A 14,418-nucleotide genomic window follows, 5' to 3' on the forward strand; every position below is an offset into this window, starting at 1 on the left:
GCTTCATCCGACCGCTGCCAGAGCGATGATGACGGCCGCGATCGCGCCGATTGCCCGACTGACCGGATCCCTCAAAGCAAAGACGATCGGGTCGTCATGCATCAGTCCCCGATGTGTCAGAAGCCAGACGCGGCTGATCCAGTAGAGCATCAGCGGCGCGAAAAGCCAGAGAAGCTGGTGATGGGGATAGAGCGCCTGCGCTTCGGGGGCGCTGACATAAAGCGCGAGCACGACGACGCTCGCATAGCCGGACGCAACGCCCAGCATCTGCAGGATGACGAGATCGTCCGTCTGGTATCCGCGGCCATGAAGAAGTGTGACCCCGCGTTGGCGACCGGATTCAATCTCGGCCACGCGCTTCACCACGCCGAGGCTCAGAAAAAGAAAGATCGAAACGCCGAGCAGCCAGGGGGAGAGCGCCACATGAACGACAACTGCCCCGGCGATGATCCTCAGCGTATAGAGCGAGGCCAGCGTGAAAACGTCGAGAAGGGCCCGCCGCTTCAGATCGAGCGAATAGGCGAGCGTCACGAGATAATAGACCGCGAGGACGGCAGCGAAGAACGGATCGACCCGGATTGCGAGCGCGAAACCCGCGACAAGAAGAACCGGGATCGCGACCAGGCCTTGCTCGAGCGGCAATGTCGCCGCGGCGAAGGGGCGCAACCGCTTGCTTGGATGTTTGCGGTCGGCACCGAGGTCCAGAAGATCGTTGAGGAGATAGACGCTCGATGCGCAAAGGCTGAAGGCGATGAAGCCCAGGCCGGCCGCCGTGAGCTTTGTCTGATCGAAAATCTGGTGCGAAAGCACCAGCGGCACGAAAAGAAGTGTGTTCTTCACCCACTGATGAAGACGCAGCGCCTTGACCCATAACTTCAAGCGCGACGGGCGCTCGCCTTCCGGTCGGAAGACGCGCGCAAAAGCGACGCGTTTCGACAGTACCTGCTCGATATCGCTAGGACCTGCGGCGAGCAGGGCCGCGTCCGCGCCGGCCCAAACGGGCATGTCCACCTGTGCGTTGCCGACATAGTCGTAACGGCCAAACCGCTCCTTGAGCACGCGCGCCTTTGCAGCGCCGGTCATGTTGTTGCGGCCGTCGCTTGCGACCACGGCGCCGAAGAAACCGTGATGGGCGGCGATCGCGTCGACGATCCGGCGGTCGGCGCCCGAGGCGAGAACGATTTTGCGACCTGCCTCTTGCTCGGCTCGAAGCCAGGCAAGCAACTCCTCGTTATATGAAAGAGCCGCGGGGTCAAAATCGATACGGCGCGCGATCTCGGCCTTGCAATGAGCCCTGCCGCCGAGGAGCCAGAAAGGCAACAGCAACAGGCTCCAGGGCTTCTGCTTGAGCAGGAGCAGGAGCGCCTCGGTCAACGTGTCGGTCCGCGAAAAGGTGCCGTCGAGATCGACGCAAAGCACACTTTCCGAGGCAAGAATCGCTTCATTCATAAGTGGCCCCGTCGCTCTTCAGGGTAATCAGCTTTCGCCCGGGCGCAAACATCAGTTCGGCGGTCGCCAGCGCCCCGACACCGATCATCACAGCGAACCATAGGGTAGCCAGACGGCAGACCAGCGTGACTGCGATCGCCTCCGCGACCGGCAATCCCGCCGCGGCAAGAAGGGCGGTCATCGCAGCCTCCGTGCCGCCGAGCCCGGCCGGCAGGAAAATCGCGGCGGCACCGGCAAGAATAGCGAGGCCGTAAATGCCGAGCGATACGCCAAGACCGATGTCATGTCCAAGAGCCGAAGCGAGAAGCCAGACGCCATAGCCCTCGACGCCCCAGGCGACGACGCTCAGCAGAAGTATACCCGCGAGCCGCTTCCAGGCGAGGAGGCGGCGCGAATGTCCGAGCATTTCGGCGATCCATTCGAGCAGCCCGCCGACGCGTCCGCCCAACCGCGTACCGAGCATAACGAGGAAGGCGGGCGTCTCCTTCCACACAATGACGGCAAGCGCGACCAGAAGGAGCGCCGTAGCGCAGGCGATCGCCCAAGCGAGATCGGCGCGGATCGTGAGAAGGAACGCCGAGAGGACCACGATGGCGAAGAGATCCATCAGCCGCTCGACAAAGAGCAACGCGACGCTCGCCTTGTAGGGAACGCCCTCGTCGCTCAGATAAAGGCAGCGCACCGCTTCGCCCGCCTTGCCGGGACTGACGGTCAGCGCAAAGCCCGAAAGATAGACGACAAGGCTGCGGAGGGCGGGAATTTCAAAATTCCGCCAGCCCAGGTAGAGCTGCCAGCGCCAGAAGCGGAGGCCATAATTGAAAAGCGACAGGGTCAGGACCGCCAGCAACACCGGAAGGCCGATACCGGCGACCGCCTCGACGATACGTCCGCCCTGCACCGTCACCGCGACGGCAATGTAACCTGCGAGCGCAACCGCCGTCACACCCGCCGCGTTGCGTCGCCATTTTGCCGGTATAGGCACCAGGAGCCTCTTTGCTGATCCGCCCGGGCACCTTGTGCCAGCCCGCCGAATATTATTCCTAACGCGAGATTACCGGGGAGAGGTGAACGGGTTCTCAATGTTTTTCTCCGCCCGCGCGAAAGGTCTTTTCCATACCAATTTAGTAGTGTATAAATGCGGTCGTGCTAATCCCGCCCTGCGGATGGAGCCACGCATGACGATCCATAATCCCGTTCCGCTGCGCGTTAGCGGCCTTGTCGCGTTCCTGCATATGGGACTGCCCGGCGACGTCATGACGAATGCTTTTGGCGCCGAACGGATGTGTTGTCGCCCCTGACAGCGACATACCGGGTGCTTGCTCTCCCGAGCAGCAAAATCTTCACAGAATTTTCGTCGCGCCGATGGAGCGCGGGCCGGAGAAGCGCGTTATATGCGCGCCGGCCAGAGGAGTATTCATGACCGACGCTTATGTGATCGAGATCGACGACGAGGCCGCCGGCATTATCGTCAGAACCGGCCGTGATTATTATTTCTATGCGTCCAACCCGCGTTATGCGCAATTGGAAGGAACGAGCTATACCTCGCCTTCGAAAGCTGAAATTGCTGCACGCGCATTGACGCGGCCGCTCGCGCGCGCGAGCTGAACCGGCAGCGGTCACATCGCGGCGACAGCGCGATGTGACCTTCGTCGGCCCACGTTCAGGATTGCTGTGCGATCAGCTTCTTCACCGCGGCACCGATACGTGCCGTCGCGACGCCGGCCGCCGGTATGGCGCCGCCCATATTCAGGAAGCCGTGAATCTGGCCGGGAAAGAAAAGCGTCTCCACCGTAACGCCCGCTCCGCGCAGCCGCGCCGTATAAGCCGCAGCTTCGTCGCGCAAAGGATCGAAACCCGCATAAAGGACGATCGCCGGCGCCACATCCGTGAAAGACGAAGCAAAGAGCGGCGATACGCGCCAGTCCGCGGCGCTCGGACCTCTGCCTATATAATTGCGCCTATACCAGGCATAGAGATCGGCGGTGAGCAGGTAGCCCTCGGCAAAGTGCTGATGCGATGGCAGACTCGCCGTCAGATCGACGCATGGATAAAGCAGCATCTGATAAGCGGGCTCGAAGGCGATCTGCCCGTCGCGCGCGGCGAGCGCGGTGACGGCGGCGATGTTCGCGCCGGCACTGTCACCGCCGATGCCGATGCGCGCCGGATCGAGGCCAAGCCAATGCGCGTTCTTCTGCACCCATTTCGCGGCGGCCGCCGCATCGTCGAGCGCTGCCGGAAATGGGTACTCCGGCGCGAGCCGGTAATCGACCCAGATCACGGCCGAGCCCGTTTCATTGGCGAGCAGACGCACCAGAGGCTCGTAGATGGTGAGATCGCCCAGCGTCCAGCCGCCGCCGTGCAGGAAAACAAGGCCCGGCAGCGCGTCTGCCGGTTTCGAACCCGCAGGTCGGAAGATCGTGAGTTTGGGCACACCCGCCGTCACAGGCCGGAGTTCCATCACGCTTTCGACGGCTTCGGCCGGCGCCAAAAACGGCTTTCTGGCTGCATTGTAGCGCTTTCGCGCCTCGATCGCCGTCAATTCCGAACGTGGGCCGGCATGAGCAAGGCGGGCGATGACCCCCGCTGCCGCCGGATCCAGGATACCTTCTGTACCCGGAATAAGTGCGAACTTCCTCGACAGAAGAGCCGAGGTGTCGCGGGGACGATTCGAGAATGCCGATATGTCGCTCATCGTCGAACTCCTTTCCAAATCCCCCTTCGACACCCCTGCCGGTCTTCGATCGCCTCGATCAGGACGCGGCCACGTTCAACCGCAACTCACGTTCTTCGGTCCCCTCGATCTCGCTCGCGCGCACAAGCGGGACGACGTCCTCGGCAAATCTGTATGCCTCTTCCAGATGCGGATAGCCGGACAACACAAAAGAGGAGATACCGAGCGCCCGGTATTCATTGATGCGATCGGCCACCGTTTGCGGATCGCCGACGAGCGCCGTGCCGGCGCCGCCACGCACGAGACCGACACCCGCCCACAAGTTGGGACTGACCTCGAGATTTTCGCGCTTACCGCCATGCAGCGCCTGCATGCGCCGCTGCCCTTCGGAATCATGCGTCCCGAGGGCCGCCTGATAGCGTGCGATGAGATCGCCGTCGACATCGCGCAGCAAATCGTTTGCGGCGTCCCAGGCTTTCTCCACCGTGTCGCGCACGACGACATGGAGGCGGATGCCGAATTTCAGTTCGCGGTCCGCCGGTCGCCCAACTTCCTTTGCCGCCGCGCGCACGGTTGCAATCTTCTCCGCCACCTGCTGCGGCGGCTCGCCCCATGTGAGATAGGTGTCGATGTGCTTCGCCGCGACGCGAATGCCGGCGGGTGAAGAGCCACCGAAGTAGAGCGGTGGATGCGGGCGCTGGACGGCGGGGAAAACGCTTTGCGCCTTCTCGACCTTGACATGCCTGCCGTCGAAATCCGATTTTCCTTTTTCGAGGAGCTCTCGCCATACGGTCAGATATTCATCTGCCAGATCGTAACGCTCATCGTGATCGAGGAAGAGGCCGTCGCCCCTGTGCTCGGCATTGCTACTGCCCGAAACGACATTGATAAGAAGGCGTCCGTTGGAGAGCCGGTCGAAGGTCGCCGCCATGCGCGCGGCAAGCGGCGCCGCGATGAGCCCTGGACGCAATGCGATCAGAAATTTCAGGCGCTGCGTTGCCGGGATGAGCGCCGAGGCGATCGTCCAAGCGTCCTCGCAGTGAACGCCCGTCGGCAGCAGCATGCCGTCATAGCCGAGCGCGTCGGCGCTGGTCGCGATCCGTTGAGCGTAGTCGAGGGTGAGCGGCCTGCGCCCGCTGGGCGAGACGAGATAACGGCCGTCGCCGGAGGTCGGCAGGAACCACAGGAAGGATGTTCGCGACATTTCACACCTACTTTATGTCTATCGATTTGATAGACTATATAATTTCAGCTCGCCCCGGGCAAGCCCCTGCGGCAGTCCCGGGCGAAGTGACGCATCTCCGAAACTTTCATACCCCTGCCGCGCATTCGGTCTTGGCGACGGCATGGCGACGCGCGAGGCTGACCTGCGCCCGAAACGGCGCAGCATTCTCCTTCGGACGACATCCAGGACTGCGATGATCCACCTTTCCGTCGGTTCGCTCGATGCCCGGATCGCGCCTCTCGCGGGCGGCAGCCTCGCATCCTTCTCGGCGGCCGGTCAGGAGATGCTGCGTCCCTTTTCCGCGACCGGGCACGCCTCGGACGAGCAGAACCCGATGGCCATGGCCTGCCATCCGCTCCTGCCTTTCTCCGGGCGCATCGCCTGGGGGCGCTTCACGTTCGAGGGTCGCGTGGTGACGCTACCTCCCGATCCGATCGCGCTTCCCCATGCGATCCACGGGCTCGGCTGGCGACACCCCTGGACGGTGGCGCGGAGCGGCCCGAGCGACGCCTTGCTCGTCTTTCGCCATCCGGGTGGCGACTGGCCCTGGGCCTTCGACGCCGAGCAGCATTTCACGCTCGACGAGACGAGCCTCACCATCGCGCTCTCGATCGCCAACCGCTCGGACGCACGCATGCCCGCAGGGCTGGGACTCCACCCCTTCTTTCCAGGGCGGCATGCGGCGCGGCTGACGGCTGCACTGCCCTTCATCTGGGAAATGACGCCCGATCTGTTGCCGCTGCGAAGGATCGAAACCCCGGCCGCGATCGACTTCATCCGGGGCCGGGAGATCGCGCCGCTGGCGCTCGATCATTGTTTCTCGGGAAACGACGGGGCTCTTCGGATCGACTGGGCGGATCGTCCTCAGGCTCTTCGCATCACCCGACCCGGCGCAACGCATACGATCATCTATACGCCGCGGGACCACGACTTCTTCTGCGTCGAGCCCTCGACTCATGTGCCCGACGCCTTCAACAGCGGCGAGACCCCGGCCGTCACGGGTCTGCGAGTCCTCGAACCTGGCGAGGAGACGCATCTCTCCTGCCGCTTCGAAGTCGTTTGGCGTTGAATTCAGAAGACGACGCGCAGCAGCGAAAAATCGTCGGGTAGAGGTCCCTCGCCGTTCAGCGACCGGATCCATTCATGGATTTTTGCGGGCTCGTCGCCGCCGGGGAGGGCGAGGAAGTCTACGAAGCTCGAAAAGGGCAACATTTCGCCGGGCCCCGTCTCGACCTCGAAAGTCCCGTCGCTGAGGAGAAGCAGCCGGTCTCCGGGTTCGATCTCCTTGGTCGCGCAGCGATAAGTGATGCCCGGGAAGGTACCGAGCGCGACCCCCCTGGCCGTCAGCTCCGCGACCTCGATGCCATCGGCACCGTCGCGCAGATGGATCGAGGGCGGATGGCCGGCGCTCGAATAGCTGAGCTGTCCGGTCGAACGCCGGTAAACGCCGTACCAGATGGTGAAATACATGTCGTTCTGCTTTTCCATCGGAAAAGCTTCGTTGAGCGCGCCGAGCACGGCGGCGGGATCGCGGAAATCCGTGTTGGGAAGCGCGGAAGAGCGGAGCACGTTGATCGCCGTCACCGAGAGCAGCGCCGCGCCGACGCCATGGCCGCAGACGTCGAGCAGATAGAAGGCTATGTGGTCGTCGTCGATTTCGTGATAGCCGAAGCTGTCGCCGCCGAGCTCGGTCGACGGCACGAGCAGCCAGTCGGTGGCGGGCGCGACCGTGCGCGGCGTGGGCAGGATCGACATCACATAGCGCGTGGCATCGGCCAGTTCCTCGTCCAGGCGTTTCTGCGTGCGCTGCAAAAGGATGTTCTTTTCGGCCAGTTCGTCCTCGACCGCCTCGCCATGGTCGATCGTCGCCTCGTAGAGAAGCTTCAGATCCTCATATTCGGCACTGAGCCGCGCGATCTCGGCCTTCGCCTCCGCAAGCTGCACCGAAACGGACGGACGGGCCGCGCGGGCCTTGCCCGGTCCGGGTCTCTTAACGGGATTCCTTGGGCGGCTGACGGTCGATTTTTCCATGATGGACATTGTGATAAGGGGGCCGGGAGACCGGCGCAAGGCCGTCGCAAAAGTGAAGCATCCGGCGCAAAAAAGACTTCAGGCAGACTTGGGGCATGAGGGCCGAATTTTTACCCTTGTCGTATTCACTCACTTCGGCTGGACAAGGTGTGAAAAGCGGATACCTTCTGAGCCGATCGGGGCTATCAGGCTGTTTTTGCAGGACAACTTCATGAGTGCGGACGCTCGTTTGCGCGACGGCGGTGCGGATTTCAAGCCGCTGTTCGAGATTGCCCTCGGGGTCGAGACCTTTGCGTCGAACTGGGCCCATTGCGACAAGATCGCGACCTATGTGGCGCGCATGGTCAGCCACAACAGAACCGACAGCCTTCTCTACGCCAATCTTTTTTCGTCGGCCTTGAACGAGCTTCTCGAAACCGCCTTTCGCGCGCACAGGGGCGGTGGCGATCTCGCCTGTCATGTTTCGCGGTCGGGGCCCGTCGACCGTATCGAGCTCACCATTCCCTGCGACGAGGATCTGCGCGGCTTCTATGCGCGGGCGATCGAGGAGTCGCACGGGAACAACGTCGCAGAGCGCTATGTCGCGGCGCTTCTCGCCGACGGGACGCTCGACCCGAGCATCGGCCTTCTCGAACTCGCCGTCGATTATAAAGCGCGGCTTTCTCTCGAACCCGGCGAAGGCAACGCCGTGCGCCTCGTTGCCGATCTCGCCCTTGAAGAGATGCCAGCCTGATCCGCGCCTTTGGGGGGCGCCGCCATGTCATTCACGATCCGCTACGACGACAACAACCAGGAACTGATGGTTGCAGGGTCCATGAGCCCGCAAAGCGCCGGCGAGCTCGGCGAGTTGCGCAAGACCTTCGAGAAATCGGCGCGCGCCGTCAACGGTACGCTCTATCTCAACGTCAAGCGGCTCATCCGGCTCAACAACATCGCCTTTCACGAGTTGGCCGGCCTCGTCACGCGGGCCTGCCAGGAAAAACCGGACCTCAAGATTTCGGTGGTGACGTCGAGCGTCGTCGGATGGTCGGCGCGGAAATTCTCGAAACTCGCGCGCATCAGCCCGAATATTTCCGTCGAGCAATACGACACGCAGTTCTATCCGGGACAGGACGTGCTCGAGGATGGCGGCTTCATTCCAATCCTGCGCACCCAGACCAAGATGACCTGGCGCCATGAGCGCGAAATCCTGCCCCGACACGGCTTGAAGCCCGGAATGGCCGTCGCCGACGTCTGCTGCGGCATCGGCGATTTCGCCGCCCTCATCTACAAGGAATTCACGCCGTCGCGCCTGGTCGCCATCGACCACGCGAAGCCGAGCCTCGCCTATGCGCGCAAGGTCGCCGCGGACTTCGGCATCAAGGGCATCGAATATGTCTATGGCGACGCATCGCAGATGCTGCTGGAAGACAATCAGTTCGATTTCGTCACCTGCCGCCATTCGCTGCAGGTCTTCGACAGGCCGGAGCTGATCCTCAAGGAGCTTTTCCGCATCTGCAAGCCGGGCGGCCGCGTCTATATCACCAATGAGAAAAACTCCCATTGCCTCGGCGAGCCGCGCGGCGAGAGCATCCAGTGGACCTACACGGAAGTCGCCAGGCTCTGGGACCATTTCAAGATGGACATCGAGCTCGGACCGAAGAGCCGTCGCTACATGATGGAGACGGGCTTCGAGGATATCCGCATGGAATCCTTTATGGTCACCAATCTCGATGGAGATCCGCAGGATTTCGCCGACGTCATCCAGGCCTGGGAAGACGTCTATGCCGGCAAGATGTCGGTCGAGCGCGGCGACAGCGAGGAGTTCAACAAGAAGTTCCGTCAGGGCTTTCAGGATCATATCTTCGCGGCGCTGCACCCCAAGGGCTATGCGGGCTGGCCGATCTGGGTCGCGTCGGGACGCAAACCGGCATGAGCGACATAACTTTTCCCCATCGCATCCGCTCTTCTCTCGGGGCTTTCGCGCCGAAGAGCTTCCGTGCGAAGTTCGTTCTGGTCGTCGGCGCCGCGGTGCTCTTCGACCTGTTGCTCTCGGGCAGCATCGCGCTCTGGAACGTCAACCGTCTCTCGCGCGACGCGACGCATGAGATCGAGCAGGGCCTTACCAAGGCGAGCCAGGAATATCTGCAGAACTACATCGAGACGACGGCGCTGCGCGCCGACCTGCTGCTCGACCGCGTCTTTTCGGAAGTGAGCGCGCTCGCCGGCTCGATGCAGATGCTGATCGACCATCCAGAGACCAAGGCCGCGATCGGCAAGGCGATCGCCGCCGATCCGACTTTCGTGCCGCCGCTCAGCTACGACACGAAGGGCGAATGGGCGCAGAACAAGCCCGGCGCTCCCTCGGTCATGAGCGTCTGGGGCTATCTTCTCGGACCCGACCACAAGCCACGGCCCGACATTCTGAGCGACATTCAGCAGAACGCGATCTTCGACGTCTTCGGCGCGAGCCTGATGGCGACCGGCGCGAAAAAGCTGCAGCTTTATTATGTCGGTCCAAAGGACCGTCCGATCATGCGCACGACACCCTATTCCGACCAGGCGCAGACCTTCGACAAGCTCTATCCCGGCCATAACAAGGCGAACTTCTGGGATTTCTTCTTTCCCGGCGTCTATGAGGACTGGCAGGGCTGGATCGGAAAGCCCGGTGCGCGCCCCGTCGCGACCGACATCACGACGACGGCGCCCTATATCGACGCCATCACCGGCAATCTCATCGTCAGCTTCTTCCACCCTCTCTGGTCGAAGGACCGCCAGCATGTCGCCGGCATGGTCGCCGCCGACATCACGCTCGAACAGCTCGCCGACATCGTGCAGAGCGTCAAGCTCGCAGAGACGGGCTTCGGCTTCCTCACCATGTCGAACGGCAATGTGCTGGCGATCAATCCCGCCGGCGAAAAGGTGCTGGGCCTCACGACCGCGAGCGGCGCGACCGGACAAGGCGTTACCGGCACCGAGCGTTCGCTGCGCAAGAGCAGCCAGAAGACCATCGCCTCCCTCGAAATGCCGACGAACGACGAAACGACGATCCGCCATATCTTTCTCCAGGAAAGAGGCGAGCAGGTTCCCTATATCGTCGTGCTTCGCCGACTGAAGCCGGTCAATCTCTGGAACGGCAGCGGCCCGATCGTCGCCGAAAACCTCGCCCTCGGCTTCGTCGTGCCGGAACGCGAGATTTACGCCTCTCTGTTTGCGGCGCAGACCAAGATTTCGAGCGCCACCACGCGCATCATGCAATGGCAGGGCGGAATCCTCGTCTTTTCGCTGATGGTGGTGCTCGCCGCCGTCTTCGGCATCTCGAAGCGCATCACGGCGGGCCTGAGCCAGCTCGCGAGCGCCGCGCGTCGCCTGCGCGACAAGGATTATTCGGTGCGCGTCCATATCCCCTCCGGCGACGAGGTCGGCGAGGTGGGCACCGCCTTCAACAGCATGGCGGAGGAAATCCGCTATCACACCGAAAACCTCGAACAGCTCGTCGAGCAAAGAACCAAGCAGCTCGGCGATGCCAATGAGGAAATCCTGAAGCTCAACGAGAAGCTCAAGGGCGAGAACCTCCGCCTCGGCGCCGAACTCGACATCGCACGGCAGGTCCAGATGATGGTGCTGCCGAAGCCCGGCGAACTCGACGCCATTCCACGCCTCGACATCGCAAGCTACATGGAACCGGCCGACGAGGTGGGCGGCGACTATTACGACGTGTTGCAGGCCGGCGCCCGCGTCAAGATCGGCATCGGGGACGTGACGGGCCACGGGCTCGAAAGCGGCGTCCTCATGCTGATGGTGCAGTCGGTCGCCCGCGCGCTGCAGGAACGCGGCGAGGACGACCCCAAGAACTTCCTCAACGTCCTCAACCGCGCCATCTACAAGAACATCGAACGCACGGAATCGGGCAAGCATCTTTCGCTCGCCTTCATCGACTATGCCGACCGGCAGATGACGCTGTCCGGCCAGCACGAGGAAGTGCTGATCGTGCGTCGGAATGGCGAGGTGGAGCGCATCGACACGATCGATCTCGGCTTCCCCGTCGGCCTCGAATTCGACATCTCGGCCTTCACCGCGACGAAGGACATCCGCTTCGATCTCGGCGACGTAATGATCCTCCACACCGATGGTGTGACGGAAGCCGAAAGCCCCAGGGGCGAGCTCTTCGGGCTCGAACGGCTGAGCGACAGCGCCAAGCGCCATGCGCATGGCAATGCCGACGACATCAAGCGCGGCATCATCGACGATCTGATGGCGCATATCGGCACACAGAAAATCCATGACGACATCACGCTCGTCGTCCTGAAGCACAGGTGAGCGCATGACGACCCCTCCCTCCGGCAAGAGCTATGGCGCCGTCCCCCGGGCGGCGGCCGAAACGCCGACCCTGCGCCTCGTCTTTTTCGACGGACCGCTCGAACTCGGCTGGAGCCATGCCGGCGCGACGGCGGAGTTCCTCGGCGATTTCTTCTCCGGTCTTTCGGCCGCGAGTGGCGCCAACGTCAACGATGCGCGCCACAGCATCGGCTATCTCGTCAACGAACTTGCCGAGAATGCGGTGAAATTCCGCGCGCCGGGCGACGTCGTGCTCGAGGCCTCGCTCGACGGACGGAACTTCACGCTGAAGCTCGCCAATTTCGCCTCGGCGGAAACGACGACGCGCTTTGGTACGCTGCTCGAGGAAATCGTCTCGCGCGACCCGGGCGAGCTTCTCATCGAGCGCATCGAAGCCAACGCGGAAGATCCGGACGCCGGCGGATCCGGCCTCGGCATCCTCACCCTCATGAACGATTACGGCGCCGAACTCGGCTGGACCTTCGAGCAGGCGGGCCGCGATGCGCCCGTCCGGCTCGAAACATTCGCAGCTCTCGCCCTTTCGTGATCTAAAGCCTGACCTCTGACTGAAAGCCAAGATGACCACCATGGAAATCAAGACCAGCGAATATCGGGTGTGGACCGACGGAGCGGCGATCTATTACGAAGGCACGATGCGGCTCTCGGGCACCGAGGCCTATGCACCGATCCAGGAGATGATGGACAAGGTTCTGGCGGCAAAGCCCGAACGCATCACGCTCGATCTGACGAGCCTCGAATTCCTCAACAGCTCGGGCATCAACCTGCTGGCGAAGTTCACCATCGAGGTGCGCAAGCAGCCTGGCGTCGGCCTCGGCGTCAAGGGATCGACCAAGATTCCGTGGCAGTCCAAGTCGCTGCCGAACCTGAAGAAGCTTCACCCGGCGGTCGAACTCGTCATCGACTGACGCCGAAGGGTTTCCGGCTTCAGCCCCAGGGCCCGCGACGGTTGCCCCAGGGACCGTCTCCGTCACGATTGCGCCGCGCGTCGAACACGCGCGGCGTTCCCTTTTGAAAGAGCGCGACGTCGCGCCTCTTGAAGAACGGCATCAGCACCACCCCCGCGACGAAGCCGCCGACATGCGCCCAGAAGGCGACGCCGCCCTTCTCCGGGTCGCTCGCAAGTCCGCTGACGAACTGGATCACGAACCAGAAGCCGAGCACGACGAGCGACGGCACGCTGATGACGCGGATGAAGAAGGGCAGCGGCATGATCGCGACGCGGACATGCGCGAAGGGCTGCAACAGAAGATAGGCGCCGAGCACGCCGGAAATCGCGCCGCTCGCACCGATCAGCGGCACCGTCGAAGCGGGCGACTGAAAGGCTTGCGTCAGCGCCGCGATCGTTCCGCAGACGAGATAGAAGACGAAGAACTTCGCACGCCCCATGGCGATCTCGACATTGTCGCCGAATATCCAGAGATAGAGCATGTTCCCGCCGAGATGGGCGAGGCCGCCATGCATGAACATGGAGGTGAGGATCGTCGCCCAGGCGGGAATGACGGCATTCGCATCCGCCTTTCCAAAGAGCGTGGCGGGCACCGCGCCGAACTGGAAGACGGCGCGTTCGGCATTGCCGCCCTGCAGCGACATCTGCCAGAGGAACACGGCAATACAGGCCGCGATGAGCGCCCAGGTGACGATCGGGCGGCCTGGTTCCGGGTTGTCGTCGGAGATCGGGAACATCGAAGCCTTCCGCTCGCGGAGATATCCGGCCTCGACGTTACAGGTCTATTCCGGCCTGTGCTAGCGGCGCCTGACTTCCGCCGGCTCGAACTCGGCTTCCTTCGTCCGCGCCAGCGCTTCGGCGTCCGCCTTCGAGGCATCGGCGAGCGGGCGCGCATCGGCGATGGCGGCGGTGTCCGCTTCCTGCCGGAAGAAGGAATAGGAGAGCGTGATGGTGCGGATGCTCTTTGCCGTCATGTCGGTGAGCATTTCCGGATCGACATAGAAGACCACCGGCATGCGCGCCGTCTCGCCGGGCTTCAGCTTTTCTTCCGTGAAGCAGAAGCACTGCGTCTTGGTGAAGTAGTAGCCGGCGGCGTCCGGCGTCACGTTATAGGTGGCGCGGCCGACGATCGTCTTGTCGGAAAGATTTTTCGCGATGAAGTAAACCGTCGTCGGCAGGCCGATATGGGTCTCGACCGACGTGACCTCCGGCTTAAATTCCCAATCGAGAGACGGTGCGACATTGGTGTCGAAGCGCACGGTGATCGCAGGGCCGATGGCGTCGGACTGCGCATAGCTCTCGCCGTCGGTCGAGCGCTTCACCGTCACCGAGCCGCCATACCCCGTCGCCGCACAGAACCAGCGGTAGAGCGTCGGCGAATAGGAGACGGCCGCCGTCATCAGCGCCAGCATGGCGAGCGACAGGGCGACCGAGGGGAGCTTCTTGGAGCGGAACCACGACAACATGACGCGCAAGCTAGGGCGAGGCACTTGGTCGCGGCAAGCCTCAAATGCGGGACGGATTGCCGCGCCGGGCGGCGGGGCCTGCCCGTGCCGGATTTTCTTGGGTTCGGCCGCGAATTTCGCCATTCTGGCGCGCCGGTAAGGCAAACCCGCGGGCGGCAAAGACCGCATGGGAAAAGCGGGAATTGGCTCAGAGGGGGGAACTAATGGCGCGGTTTCACGATGGGTTATGGCTATCCGGGTTCGCGGTCGCGATCGCCACGGGTGCGGCGGCGGCCGAGAAGCCCGCGCTCCC

14 protein-coding genes are annotated in these 14,418 nt (G+C 63.0%); 7 read left to right on the forward strand and 7 right to left on the reverse strand.

Going from position 1 to position 14,418, the window contains the following annotated elements; translation table 11 throughout:
* Positions 1 to 3: 3 nt before the first annotated feature.
* Both VMR03_RS07945 and VMR03_RS07950 read right to left on the reverse strand, forming a co-directional pair.
* Positions 4 to 1,449: a UbiA family prenyltransferase gene (locus tag VMR03_RS07945; RefSeq protein WP_325403981.1), complete on the reverse strand. Its 1,446-nt coding sequence runs from the start codon at positions 1,447 to 1,449 to the stop codon at positions 4 to 6.
* Complete coding sequence (locus tag VMR03_RS07950; protein WP_325403983.1) at positions 1,442 to 2,431, reverse strand: lysylphosphatidylglycerol synthase transmembrane domain-containing protein; 990 nt, start codon at positions 2,429 to 2,431, stop codon at positions 1,442 to 1,444. The genes VMR03_RS07945 and VMR03_RS07950 overlap by 8 nt, the downstream gene beginning before the upstream one ends.
* A gap of 434 nt (positions 2,432 to 2,865) precedes the next feature.
* Between VMR03_RS07950 and VMR03_RS07955 the strand changes: the two genes are divergently transcribed.
* On the forward strand, positions 2,866 to 3,054 hold the full coding sequence (locus VMR03_RS07955) for a hypothetical protein (RefSeq protein ID WP_325403985.1): 189 nt from the start codon (positions 2,866 to 2,868) through the stop codon (positions 3,052 to 3,054).
* Between the two features lie 55 nt (positions 3,055 to 3,109).
* Here the strand turns inward: VMR03_RS07955 and VMR03_RS07960 are convergent, their stop codons facing one another.
* Positions 3,110 to 4,141, reverse strand: a complete 1,032-nt coding sequence (locus tag VMR03_RS07960) for an alpha/beta hydrolase (RefSeq protein WP_325403987.1) — start codon at positions 4,139 to 4,141, stop codon at positions 3,110 to 3,112.
* A 58-nt stretch (positions 4,142 to 4,199) separates the two neighbouring features.
* Complete coding sequence (gene ssuD, locus VMR03_RS07965; RefSeq protein ID WP_325403989.1) at positions 4,200 to 5,324, reverse strand: FMNH2-dependent alkanesulfonate monooxygenase; 1,125 nt, start codon at positions 5,322 to 5,324, stop codon at positions 4,200 to 4,202.
* Between the two features lie 214 nt (positions 5,325 to 5,538).
* Between ssuD and VMR03_RS07970 the strand changes: the two genes are divergently transcribed.
* Positions 5,539 to 6,414 carry an aldose 1-epimerase gene (locus VMR03_RS07970; protein WP_325403991.1) on the forward strand — a complete coding sequence of 292 codons (876 nt, stop codon included), beginning with the start codon at positions 5,539 to 5,541 and terminating at the stop codon, positions 6,412 to 6,414.
* A 2-nt stretch (positions 6,415 to 6,416) separates the two neighbouring features.
* Here VMR03_RS07970 and VMR03_RS07975 read toward each other — a convergent pair whose 3' ends face one another.
* A complete protein-coding gene (locus VMR03_RS07975; RefSeq protein WP_325403993.1) occupies positions 6,417 to 7,376 on the reverse strand; it encodes a PP2C family protein-serine/threonine phosphatase in 960 nt (319 codons plus the stop codon).
* A gap of 211 nt (positions 7,377 to 7,587) precedes the next feature.
* Between VMR03_RS07975 and VMR03_RS07980 the strand changes: the two genes are divergently transcribed.
* From VMR03_RS07980 to VMR03_RS08000, 5 genes are read left to right on the forward strand one after another with little or no spacing between them, the layout of a single operon-like run.
* A complete protein-coding gene (locus VMR03_RS07980) occupies positions 7,588 to 8,109 on the forward strand; it encodes a ubiquinone biosynthesis methyltransferase UbiE (protein WP_325403995.1) in 522 nt (173 codons plus the stop codon).
* A gap of 24 nt (positions 8,110 to 8,133) precedes the next feature.
* Positions 8,134 to 9,291 (forward strand): class I SAM-dependent methyltransferase, encoded by a 1,158-nt coding sequence (locus VMR03_RS07985; protein WP_325403997.1) that lies wholly within the window; start codon positions 8,134 to 8,136, stop codon positions 9,289 to 9,291.
* The gene (locus VMR03_RS07990) at positions 9,288 to 11,675 is read left to right on the forward strand and encodes a SpoIIE family protein phosphatase (protein WP_325403999.1); all 2,388 of its coding nucleotides are present in this window, start codon (positions 9,288 to 9,290) and stop codon (positions 11,673 to 11,675) included. Before VMR03_RS07985 ends, VMR03_RS07990 begins: the two co-directional genes overlap by 4 nt.
* A 4-nt stretch (positions 11,676 to 11,679) precedes the next feature.
* On the forward strand, positions 11,680 to 12,240 hold the full coding sequence (locus VMR03_RS07995; RefSeq protein ID WP_325404001.1) for a slr1658 superfamily regulator: 561 nt from the start codon (positions 11,680 to 11,682) through the stop codon (positions 12,238 to 12,240).
* Positions 12,241 to 12,280: 40 nt separating this feature from the next.
* Positions 12,281 to 12,619, forward strand: a complete 339-nt coding sequence (locus VMR03_RS08000) for a slr1659 superfamily regulator (RefSeq protein ID WP_325404007.1) — start codon at positions 12,281 to 12,283, stop codon at positions 12,617 to 12,619.
* A 19-nt stretch (positions 12,620 to 12,638) separates the two neighbouring features.
* Here VMR03_RS08000 and VMR03_RS08005 read toward each other — a convergent pair whose 3' ends face one another.
* Positions 12,639 to 13,397, reverse strand: coding sequence for a rhomboid family intramembrane serine protease (locus tag VMR03_RS08005; protein WP_325404003.1), 759 nt, complete (start codon positions 13,395 to 13,397; stop codon positions 12,639 to 12,641).
* 60 nt (positions 13,398 to 13,457) lie between these two features.
* Positions 13,458 to 14,126, reverse strand: a complete 669-nt coding sequence (locus tag VMR03_RS08010; protein ID WP_325404005.1) for a cytochrome c oxidase assembly protein — start codon at positions 14,124 to 14,126, stop codon at positions 13,458 to 13,460.
* Positions 14,127 to 14,418: the final 292 nt, after the last annotated feature.

Source organism: Parvibaculum sp. (assembly GCF_035511255.1).
Lineage (GTDB): Bacteria > Pseudomonadota > Alphaproteobacteria > Parvibaculales > Parvibaculaceae > Parvibaculum.